The organism is Sagittula sp. SSi028 (assembly GCF_048553715.1).
GTDB lineage: Bacteria > Pseudomonadota > Alphaproteobacteria > Rhodobacterales > Rhodobacteraceae > Sagittula.
This window is the reverse complement of sequence record NZ_JBLZNC010000013.1, coordinates 1-20,287: the sequence shown is the minus strand read 5'-3', so window position 1 is coordinate 20,287 and position 20,287 is coordinate 1. Positions and strand designations below refer to the sequence as shown.

Sequence of the window (20,287 nt, the reverse complement as noted above, 5' to 3'; positions counted from 1 at the left end):
ATAAGAGCAAATTAAAAACACCCGCCACTAAAAAACATTACCTTTGCCAAAGGCCCGGCATTTTACTAGGCAGTATGGTTCACGCGGAAGCATATAGGAGAAATATATGAAAATTTCTGTCGCGGGTCTGGGCTATGTCGGGCTGTCGAACGCCGTGCTGCTTGCGCAGCATAATCAGGTCACCGCCGTCGATGTGACGCAATCACGGGTCGATATGGTGAACAACCGCCAGTGCCCCATCGTCGACGCCGAGCTGGAGGATTTTCTGGCCACCCGCGAGCTGTCCCTGCAGGCCACGACCAATGCCGACACCGCCTATGTGGACGCGGATTACGTCATCGTCGCCACGCCCACCAACTATGACCCCAAGAACAACTACTTCGACACCTCCAGCGTGGAGTCGGTGATCGCGCAGGTCATCGCGGTGAACCCGCGCGCCACCATCGTGATCAAATCGACCATCCCCGTGGGCTTTGTACGCGACGTGCGGCGCCGTCTGGAAACCGATCAGGTGATTTTCAGCCCGGAGTTCCTGCGCGAGGGCCGCGCGCTTTATGACAACCTGCACCCCTCGCGCATCATCGTGGGCGAACAGTCCGCGCGGGCCGAAACCTTCGCCAAGCTGCTGCTCGACGGGTCCGAGGAAACGGATGTGCCGACGCTGTTCACCGACCCCGACGAGGCCGAGGCCATCAAGCTCTTTGCCAACACCTACCTTGCGATGCGTGTGGCGTTTTTCAACGAGCTCGACAGCTACTCGCTGGCCGGCGGCATGGACAGCCGCCAGATCATCGAAGGGGTCAGCCTCGATCCGCGCATAGGTAGCCATTACAACAACCCGTCGTTCGGCTATGGCGGCTACTGCCTGCCCAAGGACACCAAACAGCTGCTGGCCAACTACTCTCACGTGCCGCAGAACCTGATCCGCGCCATCGTTGACGCCAACCGCACGCGCAAGGATTTCCTGTCGGATCAGATCCTGATGCGCGGCGTGAAAAAGGTCGGCATCTACCGTCTGGTGATGAAGGCGGGCTCCGACAACTTCCGCCAGTCGTCGATCCAGGGGATCATGAAGCGGCTCAAGGCCAAGGGCATCGAGGTCATCGTCTACGAGCCGGTGCTGGAAGACGATCACTTCTTCCACTCCCGCGTGATCCGCGATCTCGACGCCTTCAAGGCCGAGGCCGAGCTGATCATCGCCAACCGTCTGACCGACGACATCCGCGATGTGGCAGACAAGGTGTTCACCCGCGACCTCTTTGGCGCTGACTAAACACGCACAGCAGGGGGCCAGCCCCTGCCCCACCCTTAAATCTGCGGTTTTACTTGCCTGCAATCTTCGGCTGCGAAACACTCCAAGTATTGATATAATACGATAAATAGCACCTAAGTTCGGCACAAGCGGCCCGCATGGCTTAGGCTCACGACCGGCTTTGTTGCATAAATTGGTTGTAGTCCGAACTTCCCCTACCCCCGGACGGATTCAGTCTATGGGCTCAGTAGCAGGTATGCCCAGAGCGGTGTACTTGTTGAGGACGGCAACACGGATTTGGATTTCTGCGACCTGGCGGTCGAAGCCCCAAGCCATGAGGCTCTGCCCCATCAACTTTACACAATGCATCTTGGTTTCGACACGGCTTCGTCGGTGATACCCGCTCCACCGTCGCCAGATGGCGCGACCAAGGTATCGCGATGCATTGACCGCTTCGTTCCGGGCAACGGCTCCGGCGGATGTTGGTTTCCACGGCTTTGCGTTCTTGCGTGGCGGTATGACGGCGTAGGCATTCCGGGCAGCAATCACGTCATGGCATCTGCGTGTATCATAAGCCCCGTCGGCCGTCACTGACCCGATGACCTGATCGGCTGGGATCTGGTTGAACAACTCTGGCAGCATTGGCGCGTCACCGACATTGCTGGTGGTTACTTCGACAGCGCGAACTTCCAACGTTTCTTCATCGATACCAATGTGTATCTTGCGCCATATCCGGCGTTTCTGGCCGCCATGCTTACGGGCGTTCTATTCGCCTTCACCTTCGGCCTTGAGGCCTGTGCTATCAATCAGCAGGTTCAGCGGGCCGCTCCCGCCACGATAGGACAGGCTGACATTCGGGGTCTGCTAGCGACGGCATAGCGCGCTAAAATCCGGCATTTCCCAGTCCAGACCGACCAGCCGTAGCAGGCTTTGCACCAACCCAGTCGTCTGCCTGAGCGGCATCCCAAACAGAACCTTCAACGTCAAACAGGTCTGGCTCGCTGCATCGCTGAAGCTGTGTTGCCGACCACGCTTGCCGCCCAGCTATCATGCTGGATCCGCGAGATGAATCTATCACCCGATTTGTGCAACAAAGCCGCATCAAATGACACCTTGCCTTTCCAATCTGCAAGTTAAGCCCATGAAGCGAGCTGACCTGACAAACCACTGCCGGACACAAAAAAGATGCCACTGAAAAGAACCCCCGAAAGAAACGATATAAATATCAGGTCGATATATACCCCATAAACGAAAACTACCACAACAGGATTCGGCTCCTTTATATTCATAATGCCTCCCGCTAACGCAACAGCCAACGCGCTATGTACTAATAAAATCACTCTGCCGGAACCGCAGTGACAACCGCTACAAGCAGACACAACGAGACGCTACTAAAGAACACTTATATACATGTAAAATTGTCCAGCTTGACCACAAATCCCGCATGCAGCAAAAGTTCAGAAACAAGGCAGCTTTCATATTGATAAAACATCACACCTCAACTAAATTACGGGGAAAACCTAGGGCGCCATCAAAATGAAAAACTGCATTCTCCACATTGGCACAGAAAAAACAGGCAGTACATCTTTGCAAGCCTGGCTGTATAAAAATCGCATAGCGCTAGAGAGAGGCGGAATATATTTACTAGACACACTTGAAACACCCAACAATAGGATGCTTCCGGCATATTACTCACAAATGCTAGATGAGTGGTCCGAAAGAAAAGGCATTAAAACAGCACGGGAGAAGAACGAATACTTTCTAGGCTTCAAAGAAAACATTGAGCGAGAAGTGAGTGAAAAACTTCCATCCAATTGCACTGTGATAATTTCATCGGAGCACTTTCACAGCAGAGTTACTAGAAAAAGTGAACTGGAAAAAATAAAAAATGATTTAGACAGCATATTTGATAGCATTACAGTCGTTTGCTACTTCCGACGACAACCTGAAATGGCCTTATCATTATACTCAACATCACTTAAATTTGGACACACTCAGAGTGTGTCCGAGTTCATGTCTAGCGTAACCCCCAATAACTACTATTATAACTTTAAAAGTATAGGCGACAATTGGAGCTCTATCTTTGGGATAGAAAACTGCAAATTTCGCATCTTTAGGCGAGACATGCTAATTGGGGGAGATGTCCGACGTGACTTTATGGACGCTGCAAACTTTGACGCTAAAAAACTCAACTTAAAATTTCCGGAAGAAAAAAACAACGAAAGCCTGACAAAAGTTCAAATGCGATTATTCAAAATGGTAAACGCGGCATTTCCCCGAACTCCGGATAGAAGCACCATAAAAAAATACACCTCCAGCACAATTAATTGGGCCATAAAGAAATTAATACTCATGGCAACTTTCAAGTCACGTCGAAAAGTGGTGCCTAAAGAAATGGACGACATCGCAACCCTATTTGCCGAAAGCAATGCAAAGTTCCTTGCGGCATACTTCAAAGATACGCACCACCTTTAGAAAAAATTCAAAGCGACAAGCTACCCTTATCTCCAAATTAGAGACACCGCCAGCTCACTTGAGAATAAATTACCCTAATGGAAATCGCGAGAGAAGGGCGCGAAAAGGTGTTAATCGGCGCAGAATATTGGCTTTCTAAGACAATACAAAAATTAGGCCGGCTTAATTTCTGTGGCGCCACTCATGCCGAATGCTGAAAAGCCGGCCAAGATCAGGTCAATACCCGCTGCACTGTTGATTGTCACTGAGAACTGATGGGGTGGATACCCCCTCCCGACGGCATCGCAATGTGCCAAGGTGATGTGGGTCACATCACTGATAGGAGGAAGCATCCATGGAACAAGTTACCATCGTTGGGTTAGATTTGGCAAAGCGGGTTTTCCAGGTTCACGGCGCCACAGCTGATGGCGGCATTGCTATTCGCAAAAAGCTGTCCCGAGGCCAAGTGTTGGCATTTTTCGCGGACCTGCCGCCCTGTGTAGTGGCGTTGGAGGCCTGTGCTACGGCACATTACTGGGCCCGTGAAATAGGTGCTTTGGGACACAATGTGCGGCTGGTGCCACCTGCGTACGTTAAGCCTTTCGTAAAGCGCCAAAAGAATGATGCCGCTGATGCAGAAGCCATAGCCGAAGCAGCCAGCCGGCCGACTATGCGATTTGTTGAACCGAAGTCGCCGCAACAACAAGCGCGCGCTATGGTTTTCAGGACCAGAGAGCTTTTCGTCCGGCAAAGAACGCAAACGATCAACGCTCTGCGTGCGCATCTGGCAGAACACGGGCTGATCGCGCCGCAAGGCATGTCCAATCTGGCAAATATCCGGCGGCTGATTGATGAAGCCGCTGCTGAAGTGGAACCTCTGGTTGTCGAAACAGCTCACACCTATCTTGAGCAAATCGATGATCTATCATCTCGCATTTTGAAGTTGGAGGCGACGCTGAAACAAGAAGCCGCTCGAACTGATGCTTCATTACGGTTGATGACTATGCCGGGAGTTGGCCCCATTACCGCAATGGCGATAGAGGCTTTTGCTCCATCTCTCTCTGTTTTTAAGCGCAGTCGGGATTTCACCGCTTGGTTGGGGCTGGTGCCACGACAACATTCTACTGGCGGCAAACAGGTCTTGGGCCGAACGTCGAAGATGGGGCAACGGGATATCCGGCGACTACTTATCATCGGCGCGATGTCAGTTATTCGGTGGGCAACCCGCAAAGGAACAACCCCAGGGACTTGGCTGCATTCTATTCTCCAGCGTAAGCCCCGCAAGGTGGCGGCGATCGCACTGGCCAACAAGATGGCTCGAACGCTGTGGGCGATGGAAACGCAAAAAGAAGATTACAGAGATCCACGTCTGACAGCAGCTTGATTGTATCAAGCCGTCAGTAGTGGAAGTCGGCGTGTGAGGAGGTTATAGACAGTAAGGACAAAAGATCGGTGACGACGGTTTTGAAAACGCATCCGGGTCAATGGGCCAAGAGCCCGCAGAACTGATTTTGCATCAAAGCCGCGCAGCTCCATACCGGCCAGCGGTCATTTGATTGCCGCACAACAGGCCTGATACATGACCGCACTCGATCACACGTCATTATGTCGAAAAACCATCTTGCGCGAACGGGGGTATCCATACATGACCTGGTAGCCCCATAAATTGTCACTGAGAATTGACCCATGTGAACACACTTCCCCGACGGTTTTGGTTGGGGGGATGTGGAGTGATCGACATGGAATTTTTGAACCGCGCCGGGTTTGCCGGAGGCTGATTTGTCTTAGTTATGCGGCCATGTCTGATCTTTCCTGTCAATCGGCACCGAATTTTGACCCCTTATCGGCGTCCAAAATTGACCCCCTCATACACGACGGAAGCTGACTCGATGCGGTGTAGCCACCACACAGCGCAGCCGCGTCGGGCCAGCGTTTTTTCGATTATTCACGGGTCTTGAAACGCCAGTTCTCGTTGCCGGTTTCGACGATGTCACAGTGATGAGTGAGGCGATCCAAAAGCGCCGTTGTCATCTTGGCATCACCGAAGACCGAAGGCCATTCGCCAAAGTCGAGATTGGTCGTCACGATGATCGAGGTTCGCTCATAGAGACGGCTGATGAGATGGAATAGGAGCTGTCCACCGGACTGGGCGAACGGCAGATAGCCGAGCTCGTCGAGGATCAGAAAGTCGAGCCGGCAGAGCAGATCAGCGGACGCCAGCGCAGCCAGGCAGCGACGGGCGCAGGTCGATAACGGCTCAGCGTGCGAGATCGGAAAACAGCATATCGTAGCGCTACCCTTTGCGCCAAGCCCAGTCATTGATCCCGATCACACGCAGTTCATGGCCCGTGATCTGCACACCTGACGCAGTACCTCGGAGAAAGGTGTCCTTGCTCACACCTACCCCACGGGCACCGATGTGCCCAAGTGGGCCTGCAAAAATCCGCGCAGGATAACAATCATGCCGGAAATTAGCACAGTCGGACTCGATCTGGCAAAGAATGTGTTTCAGATGCATGGAGCCGACGGAGGGCAGCTACATCATCAAAGCCACGCACCATCATATTCGAGAGCTGAAGCTTCCGGCAAACATGGACGGCTCATACTAACAACAGCTCTCAAACTCACAGGACACAAACACAAGCAGCATTCAACAAATCACCATCTCAACTGCCGACAGTAGCCACACGCTTGCAAAACTCTGGTCAGTATCGTACGGCCATGAGAGACGCTACAAATGTAGGTAAGTTAAGATACCTGGACCACAGTGCCCTCACAGGAAGTGACCTGCACATAGAATCAATTCTCAGATCTTGGGAAATTTTGGCCATTCTTAACCATGTAACCACCGAGATAAAGTGTACAAGGTATTTTACAATCATGTGGATGGAAAGTTAAGTGCGAAACATGAAGACAGAATCTAACGACGGCCAAGTTGACCTCGTAAAAGTGTTTGAGATCATGTGGCGCGGCCGTCTATTTATATTCGCCTATAGCCTTCTTGGATTAGCTGTAAGCTTTTTATACTTATTCCACTTTGCAACGCCAAAATATGCAGCGAGCACAATGCTCGCTTTGGAAGCTCAGCGGGAGCAAGTTGTGAATATTGAAACAGTAGTCACAGGTGTCTCGTCCGATGCAGCGTCTTTAAATACCGAACTGGAAGTTATCAAATCTCGTCTAATGATTGAAAAAGTCGTAGACAGCCTCGAATTGACAAATGATCCAGAGTTCAACTCAAGCTTACGGAGTTCCCAGCATACGGCCATAGAGAAACTGCAAAGCGCTACAAATACTTTGGCAAAATATGTCGGCTTATCTCCAAAAGCCAGTGGTTCTTTTCCGAGCGAAAGCGATATAAAAAACAGCGTGATCGCCAACGTAAAAAATGCGATACGTGTCGAAAACCCAAGAAATACTTTCATTTTCATTATAACTGCAGAAACGGAATCGAGCTTAAAATCAAAAACTCTCGCAAATGCGCTAGCAGAAGCATACATTGACGACCAAATTCTTTCAAAAACCCAAGCAACAGATAGTGCAGTTGAGTGGTTATCCGAGCGCGTAGTGGACCTCGAAATGGACCTAAGGCTACGCGAGAAAAATATTGATGAACTTCGAAATGAAATGGATTTTTCCAATCCCGAAGCAGTAGCCTTTATGTCACAAAGGGCACGTGACGCTCGAGACCGCCTGAAAAAACATAAATCCGAGTTAAATTCCGAAAGGCAAAAATTAGAAAAACTAAAGTCTCTCGACCCGCGCACTGATAGAACTGAGATAGCGTCTCTTTTGCAAGACCAAAACTTAAACCTGCTTCTAATGGAATCCGACGATATCTCAAGAAATAATTTTTCAAATAGAGTATCTCAAATCCAGCTGAGTTTGGAAGAAGAAATTCAGCGTGGCGAAGTCGAAGAAAGACTCTTATATGAGTCCCTCCAAGTACTGGAAACGGGTATAGCAGAAAACTCAGCCCAATCTCTTAGGCTAGCCCAGTTGGAGCGAGAGGCGGAAGCCGCAAGCACACTATATGAAACCTTTCTTACTCGCCTTAAGGAAGCAACCGTTCAAATTGGTCTTCAAAAGCCAGATAGTCGCATCTTATCTGTAGCCACGCCGGGTGTCTATATCGCGCCAAATAAAGGTATAGTTGCATTTATGGGTTTGTTTTCAGGTCTAGTTTTGGGATCTTTAGTAGCATTCATGCGTCAGAATGTATATTCTGGTTTTCGATCAGTTGACGAGATCGAAGCTGTAACCGGGCTACCCGCTATTGGTCAGACCCCACTAATTCCCATTAAAAATCGTTCTGATCTGTTGCCGTTCCTGGAGGCCAACCCTATGTCAGCCGCCGCAGAGGCTATGCGCAATTTACGCACATCTTTATTGATGGCGAAAACTGACAAACCTCCGCAAGTCGTCATGATAACATCAGCAGTACCCGGCGATGGCAAAACAACTCAAGCACTGTCATTGGCTCACAACATGACAAAAATGGGAAAACGCGTACTTTTAATTGATGGAGACGTTCGACGGGCAACCCTAAACAACTACTTTAATACCGAAGTGAATTTCAAAGGCATCATTTCAGCGATGACCTCTGACGTCAGCTTGGATGAAATAGTGTACAAAGATCAAACTACAGGTATTGAGGTCGTTCTTGCCGAACGCAGCTCGTCTAATGCTGTGGATCTACTGACCTCGCAAAATTTCAGTGACCTAATAGAATTCTATAGAAAAACCTACGACCACATAATTATAGACACTGCTCCTGTTCTGGCGGTACCAGATGCTCGTATTGTAGCTCGGTATGCAGATAGCATATTAGTTTCCGTCGCATGGAACGCTACAGCTAGAGGTTTGGTTAAAGAAGCAATTCGTCAATTTGACCTAGTAAACATTGGGATATCCGGCTTGGTTCTGACTAAAATTGATTCTGATAAAATCCGAGCATATGGTTACTCTAGTTATTCCAGTTATGGTCAGGGGTATTACAAGCCTTCTTAATTTTCCGGCTAATATTCGGCAGGAATGTGGATGCAACCGATTATCAAACGTGACCTGCCCCCTACTGGTCCCTCATTCATAAGGAGAGGCTACAGGTGGATGCTGTGCTACCGGAAGTGTCCCCGCTTGAGGTTAGATTTTCCGCCGTTTTGCTCTGCTCCCCAACGCTGGACCGCCGAAAACTGGATTTTTCCGGGTCTTTCACGATGACGGGCTGGTGGCGCCATCGGGATAATGCATGGCGATCGGGACGTTATATCCGATCGCACTGTGGGGCCTGTCCTCGTTATAGTGCCTACGCCAATCCTCCAACTTTTCGCGGGCATCCGCAAGACTCATGAACCAGTGCGCGTTCAGGCATTCGGCCCTGAGCTTGCTGTTGAAAGCTTCGATGAACGCATTCTACTGCGGTTTGCCTGGATCGATGTAATGCCACGGCACGGTATTCTCATTGGCCCATTTCAGGATAGCCCGACTGGTGAACTCCGTCCCGATGTCACTGACGATGCAACTGGGCTTTCCGTAAATCCGGATCAGAGCGTTGAACTCGCGGGCAACGATCTCAGAGCACGATCCCGGACAAAAAAGCCCGCTTTCCGCCTTCCAGATCATCGACAGCGTCTCGCGCTCCCAAGCATTGAAGTAGCGGCATGCCTCACGCCCGGCCTTACCCTGCCTCGTAACGGTCCATCAGGATCGTCAGCATGTCGTAATAGGCGCGGCGGTCGTCCTTGCACATCTTGCGAAACCGGTCGAGCACGTCGCGCGGACCTTTGAGGTTTAGCTGGCCGTCGCTCGGCCCCTCGCGCGAGGGGAACTGCGACACCGCATCAATGGCGCGGCGGGCGTCAGCGGCGCGCGGTGTGGCCGCTACCGGCGTCGGGATCGAAGCCGCCGGAGCCATCCGGCCCCCCTGCCCCGCTGTGGCACGCGGTGCGAAATCATCCATGTCATCAAAGCTGGGCATGGCCAGTGCTTCACGGTCGCTCATGCGGCTCTCCCGGCTTCGGCGTTGCGGATCGCGCGCAGGCGGTCAATGACCTCGGCGCGGAAGGTTTCGATATTCTCCAGCGCCTTATCCAGACCGTTCACATGTTTGGGCGACATGCCCGCCACGGTCCCGCCCATGGAAAACATCGCGGCAAAGGCATCGCGTTCGTAGATTTCCGTCTCGAAGGTGTCGATATGGGCGTTGCCCTTGAACTGCTGCGCGATGTGGCGCGCGGTGCGCGATTTCACCGCCGCGCGGCTTTGCGTGAACAGCACCGCATAGGGGATCTTGCGGCGGGTCGCCTTCATGTCGCGATGGATCTCCTGAATGACGTCCAGCGCGGCCAGCGCATCCTGCTGCTGTTCCTTCATCGGGATGACCACCAGATCGGACTGGCTGATCGCATAGCTCATCAAACGCGAGGCCGTGCCTTCGAGGTCGATGATGACAAAGGGATCGCGCGCGGCGGCCTCTTCGATCTCGTCGAGGATGGTTTTCTCCGACGCATTGGTCACCACGGTCAGCGCATCAGGCTTGCCGGGCTTTTCCGCCCAGGTGGTGATGGGATGGCGCGGGTCGGCGTCGATCAATGTGGTGGGGCGATGGGCAGCAAGGGCCTGCGCCAGCAGCAACGCGCTGGTCGTCTTGCCACTGCCGCCTTTGGAATTGGCGAAAGCAATCACCGGCATGGGTGGTGTCCTGTCTGTTGTGGCCCGCGTTGGATCGGGGCGTTTGTCTGCTCATGTGTCCCGTCTGATGCGGGGCCTCATACACACAGGCTAACATAGCCTAGGCTACCCTACCAAGAGGAACCTTGCGGTAGGGTAAGGTATCTCATGGTACCCACTGGTACGGTACCAAATGGTACCCCGAGGTATCCGCGCAGATGGACCCGCCCTCGCGGCGGGTACCTGATGGTACCTCGGGGTATCACGACGGGGGATCAGGGGTGCGGTACCATAAGATACCATTGATATCATTTACCTTTTCGCAACCGTTGCAGGCAAAGGTTAACGCCCGCATCGCCGGGGCAGGGCTGCCGCATTAACAAAGATTGCCAACCGACCGGTTTTCGCAGCCAACCGGTCGGTTCATCGGTTAACGCGCCGCGGATGCGGGGCAGGGGGGTCGTGGCGCTGGTGTTGTGGCAAAAAGGTACCACAAGCTATGGTACCGTACGGTACCTTAGCCCTGCCGCACGGTGCAGGTTACCGCCGCCCGAGGGGCGCAGCCTGCGATATTAACCAAAGCTGACGATAGGTCAGATGCCCGGAGGATCGCCCGGATCGCGGTCGCCGGGCACGTCCAGCGGCACCGCCTGACAGATATCTTTCAACGCGGCCTTCAGCCCCTCTTCGAGCGTGGGGTGATAGAACGGTCGGTCAAGCAGATCGCCCGCGGTTTGCCGTGCCTCCATCGCCCAGGCCAGCAGGTGACCCAAGTGATCCGCACCGGGGCAGAACAGATCCGCGCCGATCAGATGACCATTCGGGGCGGCGGCATAGATGCGCACCAACCCGATGTTCTCGCCATCCACCTTGGCGCGTCCTTGGTCCGTGTAATCCGCCACGCCGATCTTGGCGCTGTCATCGGGATCACGGCCGATGCTGACCAAGGGCGGCTCTGTGTAGGTGATGGTAAAGGGCACTTTGCGCTCCGAGCTGACCACCGCCGGATAGGCCACCGCATTGCGGCCCGCGATGGCCCCCTCGTCCGATGCCTCGTGCAGCACAGGGCGCGCCGCATCCACGTCACCGGCCATGAAAATCGGCGCATCACCGCATTGCAGGGTTTCGGGATCAATCTTGGGCATGCCCTTATCGTCCAGATCCAGCCCTGTGGCCTCTAGCCCCAAGCCCTTGATATTGGGCGGTCTTCCCGTGGCAACCAGCACCTTGTCAAAGGTGGCGCTCTGGCCGTCCCAGTCGATACGGACACGGCCATCCTGACACGACGGGGCAGGGTCCACGCCCAGATGCAGGGTCATGTCGCGGGCCATGGCGTCGCGCAACGCGCCATGCACCTTGTTGCAACGCACACCGGCCAGATGCTCTTCGCGGTCGAACAGGATGACCTCGACGCCCAGACGGCCCATGGCCTGCGCCAGCTCCAGCCCGATCACACCGCCGCCGATCACGGCGAGACTGTCGGGCAGATCGTCGAGTTCAAAGATCGTCTCATTGGTCAGCACCAGATCCCCCAACGCTTGATAGGGGTCAGGGATCATCGGGCTCGAGCCGGTGGCAATCACCACGGCCCGTGCCGACACCGCGCGCCCGTCGTCAAGCTCCAGCGTGGTGGGGCCGGTGAACCGCGCCCGCGCCTGGACCGTGATGCCATCGGGCAGATCATCGATGCTGTCGCGCACTCCTTGGGTAAAGCGGTCGCGTTCGCGGCGCACACGTTCAAGCACCGCAGGCCCATTGATTTCAATGCCTTGCGTGTGGATGCCGAACATATCGCTTTGGCGGACATGATGCGCGCGACGCGCCGCCGCGATCAGCAGTTTCGAGGGCATACAGCCGACTGCCGCACAGGTGGTGCCGCGAAATTCCGGATCGATCAGCAGCGTCCTGGCGCCATGTTTGCGCGCGTTGCGCTCTGCCGCGAGGCCCGCTGTCCCCGCTCCGATCACCGCCACATCACATGTCAAACGCGTCATGCCATCCCTTTCCCAAGGGCCACCGCATGCAACCCGTTTCAGGCAGGCAAACGCGTCACCACGCGGGGGGTTCCCCCCCCCGCGCGCAGGGTCAACCGACGTTCTTGCCGGGACGCTCCATCCAGGCCCAGGCGCTGGCCAGAATGCTGTCGAGATCCGAGGTCTGCGGCACCCAGCCCAGTTCGCGCTCTGCCGCGGCGCTATCAGCCACCAGAACCGCCGGGTCGCCTTCGCGCAGCGGACCGACAGAGTGGGGCAGGGGGCGCCCTGTCACACGTTCGGCGGCGGTGATGACCTCGCGGATCGACGCGCCGCTGCCGGTGCCAAGGTTGAAGGCTGCGTAACCTTCTGTTTTGCCCGTGTAATCCAGCGCCCGCAGATGCGCGTCTGCCAGATCGTTGACGTGGATATAGTCCCGCACGCAGGTGCCGTCGGGGGTGTCATACTCCTCGCCAAAGACGGTCAGCGGCCCGCGATCGCCGCGCACAGCGGCCAGCGCCAGCGGGATCAGATGGGTTTCGGGGTCATGCGCCTCGCCGATCTCGGCCGAGGGATCGGCCCCGGCCGCGTTGAAATAACGCAACGCCACCGCCCGCAGCCCCAGACAACGCGCCGCATCGGCCAGCATCTGCTCCATCGCCAGTTTGCTGGCGCCATAGGGGTTGATCGGGGCCAGCGCCGCATCCTCGCGGATCGGCCAGCCTTTGGGCGTGCCATAGACCGCCGCGGTCGAGGAAAAGACAATCCGGTTCACCCCTTCATCGAGCATCACGTGCAAGAGCGCCTCTGTCCCACCGACATTGTTGCGCCAGTATTTCAGTGGATCGCGCATGGATTCGCCAACCAGACTGAAGGCTGCGAAATGGATCACCCCGATGGGTTGGTACTGGCGGATGACCTCGCGCAGGCGGGCCTCGTCATGCAGGTCGCCCCGTTCCAGCGGCCCGTATTTCACCGCCCAGTCATTGCCCGTGGACAGGTTGTCATAGGTGACAGGCACCATGCCCGCCGCCGCCAGCGCCTTGCAGGTGTGGCTGCCGATATAGCCCGCGCCGCCGGTGACGAGGACATGAACAGGGGTAGAGGTCATTTCAAACGCCTTGGATCCAATGAAAACTTAAATGCAGTAGTACTCACGGTACCAGTCAACGAAATGACGTACACCGTCGCGGATGTCGGTTTGTGGTCGATAGCCGGTCAAAGTCTCCAGCAAGGATGCTTCTGCCCAAGTGGCAGGCACATCGCCGGGCTGCATGTCCATCATGTTGCGGGTGGTCTTCTGTCCCAGCGCGGTCTCGATGGCTTCGATGAAATCAAGCAGCCGTTCAGATTTGGAATTGCCGATATTGACCACGCGGAACGGTGCGACGGGGGACAGGCTATCGCCCTCGGGCACCTGACCATCCGCCGGGCGGGCGGGGATGGCGTCGAACATCAACAGGCTGATGGCGCGCACCAGATCGGTCACATAGGTGAAATCGCGGTACATATCGCCGTGGTTGTAGACGTCGATCGCATCCCCTTCGAGCGTCGCCTTGACGAATTTGAACAGCGCCATGTCGGGCCGCCCCCACGGGCCATAGACCGTGAAAAAGCGGAACATCGTCACCGGCAGATCGTAGATATGGGCGTAGGAATGGCCCATCGCCTCTGTGGCCTTTTTCGTCGCCGCATAGATGGTCATGGGCGTGTCCGCCTTATCCGTCTCGCGGAAGGGCATCTGCGTGTTCGCGCCATAAACCGAAGAGGTCGAGGCCATCATCAGATGTTTGACCTCGTGGCGGCGGGCGGCCTCCATGACATTGAAGGTGCCGGTGACATTTGCGTCCACATAGGCGCGCGGGTTCTCAAGGCTGTAGCGCACCCCGGCCTGCCCGGCGAGATGCACGATGTAATTCGGCGCGCAGGCGTCGATGGCCGCATCCACGGCCTCGCGGTCTTCGAGCATGCACTCGGTAGCCACGAAATCGGGGTTCTGCGCCAGCATGGCATGGCGGCGCTGTTTCAGCGTGACGTCGTAGTAATCCGTCATACCGTCCAGCCCGTGGACCACATGGCCCGCATCCAGCAGCAAACGCGCCAGATGGTAGCCGATGAACCCGGCGGTGCCGGTGATGAAAATGCGCGACATAGCAAAGCCTCAATCAGATCGCCCCGTGCTTAGCCATATTCTACGGGGGGCGCAAAGCCTTGGGGGCAGGGGGGCCGTTATTCGCCGGACTGTGCCTGCATGGGCGCGTCAAAGGGCGCAGTGTTTTGATCGCGGCTCTGGTCGCGGGCGGCCAGCCCGGTCAATTGCATCGACAGATCCTGCAACAGTTCGGTGTTGGCCACTTGGTCGGCGCGGATCTGCGCGATGTCGTCTTCGATCCTGTCCAGCCGGTCCGCCTGCGGGGCAGGGGCGGCCCGCAGCAGATCGTCCAGCCGCGCAAGCAGCGCCTCCAACCCGTGACGCAAGGCCCCCAAGGCACGCTGATCCGCGCCAGAGGGCAATTCCCCCGCGATGGCGTCAAGCCGGTCAAGCACCGGCGACAGGTCCGGGGGCTGCGCGGCTGTGGCGGGCTCTGTCAGAAGTGCGGCCAATTGCGCCAGACGAGACTGCCCCGGCTCTACCCCGGTAAGCAGCTCCAACAGCTCCACCGCCACCCGTTCCAGATCGTCGAACCGGCGGCTCAGCTCCATCTCTGTACCCGCCAGTTGCCGTCCCAGATCCGATGCCTCGACCAAAGGCGGCTCTTCTCGTGGCGACAGGGTGAACCGCAGGCCTGTTTCCCCTGACAGCAAGGACGAAAGATCGGGCGGCGCGGTTTGGGTCATGCGAAGGCTCGTATCAGGGGCGGACAAACAGCGGATAGCCGATGGCCCCTAACACGCAATTAAGCGGGGTCGGAAACGACACTTTACACACGGTTAACCCTGTTACCGCCAGAATCAGGTGAAATCGGAAACCCCTGAAATCATGGCAAAAATCAACCCCGATTCTGGAATCACCACTTTACACACGGGGAATCACCACTTTGCACACGCAGAATCACCACTTTACACACGGGGGGTGTCGGCAAGCTTTTGAAATGGCATGGGAAAAGGGGCCTCTGAGGGGGCGTAACACTATATATAACACATATCTAACACCTAAGGCGGCTGTGGATAAAATTGAAACGCTGCATTGTCGGGGCTGGACGTGGACCCTATTGTTGCAGATCAGGGAGGCGTTGAATGCTCCAGCCTGCGGAGACCGCCATGACCACACAGCCCGTGACAGAGAGCGAGGAGACACCCTTGGGTGATCTGATCGGCTGTCCCAATTGTGACGCGGTCTACACGGTTGCTGTCCCGCAGGGCAAAGAGAAGGCCGTGTGCGAACGCTGTGGCACCGTGCTGATTTCCAACCGTGACGGGGCGGGGTTGCGTATTCTGGCGCTGTCGATTGCGGTGCTGATTTTGGTCATCGCGGCGAGCTTTCATCCGTTTTTGTCGATCAATGCCGCAGGGCTTGGCAATAAGGTCTCGCTGCTGGATGTGGCGACGAGCTTTCGCTCGGGGCTTCTGGTGCTGGTATCCGTGGCCACGGTGATGTTGATCGTGGGCATTCCGGCGATCCGTGTGGGCCTGCTGATCTATGTGATCGCGCCACTGGAATTGAACCGCCCGCCCGCGCGCCACGCCCGTGGAGCCTTTCGCCTCGCACAGGAGCTCAAGCCCTGGTCGATGACAGAGATCTTCTCGATCGGATGTGCCGTGGCGCTGGTGAAAGTGTCCGATCTGGCGCAGCTGCATTTCGGCCCGGCCTTCTGGATGTTTGTGGCCCTGTCGGTGATCGTGGTCATGTCGGACCGCTACCTGTGCAGCTGGTCGATCTGGCAGGCCATCGAGGACAACGACCGGGAGCATCGCACATGAGCACCGCCCGCGACATGGGGCTGGTCACCTGCACCAGCTGTTCCAAGGTCTGGCCCATCGAACAGGACCGTTGCGCGCGCTGTGGTCATCGCATGCGCTCGCGCCACTCCAACAGCCTGCAATGGGTCTGGGCCTTCTGGGTGACGGGGCTGATCGCCTATATCCCGGCCAACCTTTATCCAATACTGGTGACCAAGACGATTGTGGGCACCCAGTCGGGCACCATCGTAGGCGGGGCCATCGATATTGCCCATCACGGCGATATCGGCATTGCCGCGATTGTTCTGTTTGCCTCTGTTGTCATTCCGGTGGCCAAGTTTGCGGCCATCGCCTATCTCGCGACGTCGGTGCAGCGCGGCTCTGCCAAGCGGCTGCATCAGAAGATGCACCTGTATGAGGTGGTCGAATTCATCGGGCGCTGGTCAATGATCGACGTCTTTGTGGTCGCCATCCTGAGCGCCTTGGTGCAATTGTCTGTTGTGGCGTCGATCCAGCCGGGGCCTGCGGCACTGACTTTTGCGCTTTCTGTGATATTTACCATGCTGTCTGCCCGGTCTTTCGACACGCGATTGATCTGGGACGGGCACGCAGACGAGGTTTCTGAACTGCATGACTGATACCCCCAGCGGATCGCCGCGCCCCATCCCTGTCAAACCGGCCAAAGAGGGCGGGCTATCAAGCCTGTCTCTGGTCTGGTTGATCCCGATCTTTGCTGTCGTCGCCGCGATTGGGGTGGCATGGCAGAACTATGCCTCACGCGGGCCATTGATCGAGGTGCGCTTTGCCGAGGCCAATGGCGTCCACGCGCAGGAAACCGAACTGCGCTACCGCGACATTGCGGTGGGTCTGGTCGAAGCGGTGGATTTCTCCAGCGACCTCGAAGAGGTGATCGTCAAGATCCGGCTCGATAAAGACATTGCGCCTTACGTCGACGCAGAGGCGAATTTCTGGATCGTGCGCCCCGAGGTCACGGCCCAAGGGGTGTCCGGTCTCGATACCGTGTTGTCGGGTGTCTACATCGCCGGCGCATGGGACGGCACGCAAGGCGAAGAAGCCGAGAGTTTTGTGGGTGCCGAGGACGCGCCCCTGCTGGCCTTGGGCGAGCAGGGAAAGATCTTTACCCTGCATTCCGAAAACGGGATGCCCAGCGAGGGCACACCGATCCTGTACCGCGGCGTGCAGGTGGGCCGCATGGGGCCGACCGAAGTGTCCCCCGACGGGCTGGAGGTGCGCGCCAAGGCGGTCATCCTTGAGCCGCACACGCAGCTTGTCACCTCGTCCACGCGGTTCTGGGACACCTCGGGCTTCCGCTTCTCGCTGGGGGCGGCCGGTGCGAACCTTGATTTCTCGTCTCTGGCCTCGCTGATCTCGGGGGGGGTGACCTTTGAAACGCTTTCTTCTGGCGGCTCGGCGCTGACCGAAGGGCAGGATTTCCAGCTTCACCCGGACGAGGAAAGCGCGCGTGAGGATTTCTTCCTCGAAGGGGAGGGGGGCTCCGTTCAGATCATGATGATCTTCGACGAGAACCTCGCCGGCCTGACACCGGGTGCGGATGTAAGCTTTGGCGGGCTGAAGCTCGGCGAGGTGGAAACCATCTCTGGTGTGGTCGATCCTTTGCGCTTTGGCGACAACGAGGTCCGTCTGATCGCCACCGCCCGCATCAACCCCAGCCGGATCGGCATCGACGCCGCCGAAGGCGAAGCCGCCTTTATGGCCTATCTGTCGGCCCGCGTCCGCGAGGGGCTGCGCGCGCGGCTGGCCAATGCGTCGCTGCTGACCGGCGGGCTGAAAATCGATCTGGTGCTGCTGGAAGACGTGGCGCCCGGATTTGTCGACCGCAATGCCGATCCTTTCCCGGAGGTGCCCACCGCACCGTCCGAGGTGACCAACGTGGCGGCCAGCGCCCAAGGGCTGATCCAGCGCGTCGATGCGCTGCCGGTCGAAGAGGTCATGCAAGGCATCATCGACACGCTGGCCGACATTCGCGGCGTCGTCGGATCCGAAGAGGTGCAGCAGGCCCCCGAGGCGCTGCTGGCCACGCTGGACGCCATCCGCACCGTTGCCGAAAGCGAAGAGGTCGCAGCCCTGCCTGCACAGGTGGGCGATCTGGCGGATAACCTGACCGAAGCCTCGGCCACGCTGAACACGCTGCTGGGCCAGGTGCAGGACGAGGCCGTCGTGGCCGCGGTGTCAGAGCTGATCGCATCGCTCGACACCACGGCGCAAAGCCTGCCGGAGCTGGCCGAGCGCGCCAGTGCCGTGCTGCAAAAGGCCGAAGATCTGCCGCTGGACGACATCACCACGCGGATCAACACCGTGCTGGATGATGTGGACGGCATCCTGTCCGATCCCGAACTGCAGGCGATCCCCGCCGACGTCCGCGCCACGCTGGCCTCTGTGCGCGAGATCCTCGACAGTCCGGAAATCGCGGCCCTGCCTGCACAGGTCGGTGATCTGGCGGGCAATCTCAGCGCGGCCTCCGACAAGCTCAACAGCCTGCTTGAAGACGCCCAGCAACAGGCCATCGTCACGCAGGTCTCTGAGCTGATCGACAGTCTCGACATCACGGCGGACAAGCTGCCCGGTATCGCCGATCAGGCCAGCGCGGTTTTGTCGGATGCCGAACAGCTGTCGCTGGACGAGCTGTCGGCGCAGGCGCGTGACCTGCTGGCCAGCGTCGACCGTCTGGTCGATCAGGACAGCACGCGGCAACTGCCCGCCGAGGTCAACGCCGCCCTGTCCGAGCTGCGCCTGACGCTCGAAGAGCTGCGCCGGGGCGGGGTGGTGGCCAATGCCAACGCCATGTTCGCCAGCGCGCGTGATGCCGCCGCCGCCGTGGCCGAGGCAAGCCGATCGCTGCCCGATCTGTCCAACCGTCTGCGCGTCGTCGCGGATCAGGCGGGTGTGACCATCTCGGGCTACAACACAAACTCGGACTTCGGGCGCGAACTGGCTGGCGCAATCCGTCAGATCGACGAGGCGGCGAAATCCATCGACCGACTTGCGAAGCAGATCGCCCGCAATCCCAACTCTCTGATCACGGGACGCTGATATGAAACTGCTGCCTTTCGCCCTTCCTTTTGTCTTGGCGCTGGCCGCCTGCAGCGCGCCGGAGCCGCGCTTTGATGCGGCCCCCACTGTGGCCAGCGAAAAGATCTCCTCGCGCTATGGTCGGATCGAGGTCGCCACCGTGACCCTGCCGATCTACGCCGAGGGCGAAGAGATCCACGCCCGCGATGCCTCTGGCGCGATCCTGCCATTGGGGCCGCTTTGGGCCGATGAGCCCGGCCGCGCGGTCACCTTGCAGATCGCCCGTGATCTGGATGCGATGACCGGACGGCTGGTCGCGCCCGAGCCATGGCCCTTCCGCGATTTCCCCGATGTGCGGGTCGATGTGCGGGTGCAGGATTTCTACGCCACCGAACGCGGCACCTTCCGTCTTTCCGGTCAGGTCTTTGTCGCCCCCGAGGAAGACGGCCCCGACCGCGCCAAACCCTTCGAGATCGAAGCGCGCATTCCCGGCGAGACCGCAGGACCGGCCCAGATCGCCGCCGCCCGTGCCGCTGCCGTATCGCAATTGTCGAGCTTCATCGCCAAAAATGGCCTGCGCTAACATCTGCCTCGCGGGGCAGGGGGCGCAAACCCCATAGAAATAAGGGCCGGCCCATCCGTGGCGCCGGCCCGTCTTCTTTTTTGTGCGTAAATAATACCCATAAAACAGGCGCTTAGAGGAAAAAACGCATTTTTTGACGGCAAAGATGAAAAAACTTCTTGCCACTCTGAGCCACTCCCTCTAAAAGCCAAATCTCCGGCGGCGCTGAGGTGCTTGTCGGGGCGCTGGACGGGCTGGAATGGTTCGGACGGCGGGACGGAAAATCGAGGCAAGGTTAGGCGGGCGCGCCGTAAGTTAGGGCGCAACTGTTTGGTTTTGTTTTCACGTTATTTGACATCGCGAGTATCTGAAGAGATATGTGGGCGGCGCTGGTCCGATCGATGGATCAACCCTCGCATATCGACC

Annotated in this window: 14 protein-coding genes and 3 pseudogenes; 8 read left to right on the top strand and 9 right to left on the bottom strand. The window is 57.2% G+C overall.

Features of this window, described 5'->3' with window-relative positions; all coding sequences use genetic code 11:
- Positions 1-106: 106 nt before the first annotated feature.
- Positions 107-1,273, top strand: coding sequence for a nucleotide sugar dehydrogenase (locus ACN5AZ_RS17320; protein WP_419430161.1), 1,167 nt, complete (start codon positions 107-109; stop codon positions 1,271-1,273).
- Positions 1,274-1,483: 210 nt separating this feature from the next.
- Here ACN5AZ_RS17320 and ACN5AZ_RS17315 read toward each other — a convergent pair.
- Positions 1,484-2,290: pseudogene (locus ACN5AZ_RS17315) on the bottom strand (IS5 family transposase); the annotation flags it as partial.
- A 498-nt stretch (positions 2,291-2,788) separates the two neighbouring features.
- Here ACN5AZ_RS17315 and ACN5AZ_RS17310 point away from each other — a divergent pair.
- Together ACN5AZ_RS17310 and ACN5AZ_RS17305 are read left to right on the top strand one after the other, a co-directional pair.
- Positions 2,789-3,727, top strand: coding sequence for a hypothetical protein (locus ACN5AZ_RS17310; RefSeq protein WP_419430160.1), 939 nt, complete (start codon positions 2,789-2,791; stop codon positions 3,725-3,727).
- Positions 3,728-4,061: 334 nt separating this feature from the next.
- Complete coding sequence (locus tag ACN5AZ_RS17305) at positions 4,062-5,090, top strand: IS110 family transposase (protein WP_419430159.1); 1,029 nt, start codon at positions 4,062-4,064, stop codon at positions 5,088-5,090.
- 557 nt (positions 5,091-5,647) lie between these two features.
- On the opposite strand, the pseudogene istB reads toward ACN5AZ_RS17305, so the two are convergent.
- Positions 5,648-5,917 (bottom strand): annotated as a pseudogene (gene istB, locus ACN5AZ_RS17300) (IS21-like element ISPkr1 family helper ATPase IstB); the annotation flags it as partial.
- A gap of 696 nt (positions 5,918-6,613) precedes the next feature.
- Between istB and ACN5AZ_RS17295 the strand changes: the two are divergent.
- Positions 6,614-8,716 carry a polysaccharide biosynthesis tyrosine autokinase gene (locus ACN5AZ_RS17295; RefSeq protein ID WP_419430158.1) on the top strand — a complete coding sequence of 701 codons (2,103 nt, stop codon included), beginning with the start codon at positions 6,614-6,616 and terminating at the stop codon, positions 8,714-8,716.
- A gap of 246 nt (positions 8,717-8,962) precedes the next feature.
- Here ACN5AZ_RS17295 and ACN5AZ_RS17290 read toward each other — a convergent pair.
- The 7 genes and pseudogenes from ACN5AZ_RS17290 to ACN5AZ_RS17260 form a co-directional block, all read right to left on the bottom strand.
- A pseudogene (locus tag ACN5AZ_RS17290) lies at positions 8,963-9,274 on the bottom strand (integrase core domain-containing protein); the annotation flags it as partial.
- Between the two features lie 109 nt (positions 9,275-9,383).
- Positions 9,384-9,707: a hypothetical protein gene (locus tag ACN5AZ_RS17285; RefSeq protein WP_419430157.1), complete on the bottom strand. Its 324-nt coding sequence runs from the start codon at positions 9,705-9,707 to the stop codon at positions 9,384-9,386.
- Positions 9,704-10,396: an AAA family ATPase gene (locus ACN5AZ_RS17280; RefSeq protein WP_419430156.1), complete on the bottom strand. Its 693-nt coding sequence runs from the start codon at positions 10,394-10,396 to the stop codon at positions 9,704-9,706. Before ACN5AZ_RS17280 ends, ACN5AZ_RS17285 begins: the two co-directional genes overlap by 4 nt.
- Before the next feature lie 572 nt (positions 10,397-10,968).
- The gene (locus ACN5AZ_RS17275) at positions 10,969-12,369 is read right to left on the bottom strand and encodes a dihydrolipoyl dehydrogenase (protein ID WP_419430155.1); all 1,401 of its coding nucleotides are present in this window, start codon (positions 12,367-12,369) and stop codon (positions 10,969-10,971) included.
- A gap of 91 nt (positions 12,370-12,460) precedes the next feature.
- Positions 12,461-13,459 carry a UDP-glucose 4-epimerase GalE gene (gene galE / locus ACN5AZ_RS17270; protein WP_419430154.1) on the bottom strand — a complete coding sequence of 333 codons (999 nt, stop codon included), beginning with the start codon at positions 13,457-13,459 and terminating at the stop codon, positions 12,461-12,463.
- Positions 13,460-13,486: 27 nt separating this feature from the next.
- Positions 13,487-14,500, bottom strand: a complete 1,014-nt coding sequence (locus tag ACN5AZ_RS17265; RefSeq protein WP_419430153.1) for an SDR family NAD(P)-dependent oxidoreductase — start codon at positions 14,498-14,500, stop codon at positions 13,487-13,489.
- A 77-nt stretch (positions 14,501-14,577) separates the two neighbouring features.
- Positions 14,578-15,186, bottom strand: coding sequence for a hypothetical protein (locus ACN5AZ_RS17260; protein ID WP_419430152.1), 609 nt, complete (start codon positions 15,184-15,186; stop codon positions 14,578-14,580).
- A 399-nt stretch (positions 15,187-15,585) separates the two neighbouring features.
- On the opposite strand from ACN5AZ_RS17260, the gene ACN5AZ_RS17255 reads away from it, so the two are divergent.
- Genes ACN5AZ_RS17255 through ACN5AZ_RS17240 form a run of 4 tightly spaced genes read left to right on the top strand, consistent with a single transcriptional unit; the run spans position 15,586 to position 19,882 of the window.
- Positions 15,586-16,269 (top strand): paraquat-inducible protein A, encoded by a 684-nt coding sequence (locus tag ACN5AZ_RS17255; protein ID WP_419430151.1) that lies wholly within the window; start codon positions 15,586-15,588, stop codon positions 16,267-16,269.
- Positions 16,266-16,886 (top strand): paraquat-inducible protein A, encoded by a 621-nt coding sequence (locus ACN5AZ_RS17250; protein ID WP_419430150.1) that lies wholly within the window; start codon positions 16,266-16,268, stop codon positions 16,884-16,886. The genes ACN5AZ_RS17255 and ACN5AZ_RS17250 overlap by 4 nt, the downstream gene beginning before the upstream one ends.
- Complete coding sequence (locus ACN5AZ_RS17245; RefSeq protein WP_419430149.1) at positions 16,879-19,320, top strand: MlaD family protein; 2,442 nt, start codon at positions 16,879-16,881, stop codon at positions 19,318-19,320. The genes ACN5AZ_RS17250 and ACN5AZ_RS17245 overlap by 8 nt, the downstream gene beginning before the upstream one ends.
- Before the next feature lies 1 nt (position 19,321).
- Positions 19,322-19,882 (top strand): PqiC family protein, encoded by a 561-nt coding sequence (locus ACN5AZ_RS17240; protein WP_419430148.1) that lies wholly within the window; start codon positions 19,322-19,324, stop codon positions 19,880-19,882.
- Positions 19,883-20,287: the final 405 nt, after the last annotated feature.

What these genes read in the sequence shown, in the direction of transcription:
- ACN5AZ_RS17285 (WP_419430157.1), bottom strand. Translation starts at nt 9,707, where the DNA reads ATGAGCGACCGTGAAGCACTGGCCATGCCCAGCTTTGATGACATGGAT.
- ACN5AZ_RS17260 (WP_419430152.1), bottom strand. Translation starts at nt 15,186, where the DNA reads ATGACCCAAACCGCGCCGCCCGATCTTTCGTCCTTGCTGTCAGGGGAA.
- ACN5AZ_RS17245 (WP_419430149.1), top strand. Translation starts at nt 16,879, where the DNA reads ATGACTGATACCCCCAGCGGATCGCCGCGCCCCATCCCTGTCAAACCG.
- ACN5AZ_RS17265 (WP_419430153.1), bottom strand. Translation starts at nt 14,500, where the DNA reads ATGTCGCGCATTTTCATCACCGGCACCGCCGGGTTCATCGGCTACCAT.
- ACN5AZ_RS17280 (WP_419430156.1), bottom strand. Translation starts at nt 10,396, where the DNA reads ATGCCGGTGATTGCTTTCGCCAATTCCAAAGGCGGCAGTGGCAAGACG.
- ACN5AZ_RS17250 (WP_419430150.1), top strand. Translation starts at nt 16,266, where the DNA reads ATGAGCACCGCCCGCGACATGGGGCTGGTCACCTGCACCAGCTGTTCC.
- ACN5AZ_RS17320 (WP_419430161.1), top strand. Translation starts at nt 107, where the DNA reads ATGAAAATTTCTGTCGCGGGTCTGGGCTATGTCGGGCTGTCGAACGCC.
- ACN5AZ_RS17240 (WP_419430148.1), top strand. Translation starts at nt 19,322, where the DNA reads ATGAAACTGCTGCCTTTCGCCCTTCCTTTTGTCTTGGCGCTGGCCGCC.
- ACN5AZ_RS17275 (WP_419430155.1), bottom strand. Translation starts at nt 12,369, where the DNA reads ATGACGCGTTTGACATGTGATGTGGCGGTGATCGGAGCGGGGACAGCG.
- ACN5AZ_RS17255 (WP_419430151.1), top strand. Translation starts at nt 15,586, where the DNA reads ATGCTCCAGCCTGCGGAGACCGCCATGACCACACAGCCCGTGACAGAG.
- ACN5AZ_RS17310 (WP_419430160.1), top strand. Translation starts at nt 2,789, where the DNA reads ATGAAAAACTGCATTCTCCACATTGGCACAGAAAAAACAGGCAGTACA.
- galE (WP_419430154.1), bottom strand. Translation starts at nt 13,459, where the DNA reads ATGACCTCTACCCCTGTTCATGTCCTCGTCACCGGCGGCGCGGGCTAT.
- ACN5AZ_RS17305 (WP_419430159.1), top strand. Translation starts at nt 4,062, where the DNA reads ATGGAACAAGTTACCATCGTTGGGTTAGATTTGGCAAAGCGGGTTTTC.
- ACN5AZ_RS17295 (WP_419430158.1), top strand. Translation starts at nt 6,614, where the DNA reads ATGAAGACAGAATCTAACGACGGCCAAGTTGACCTCGTAAAAGTGTTT.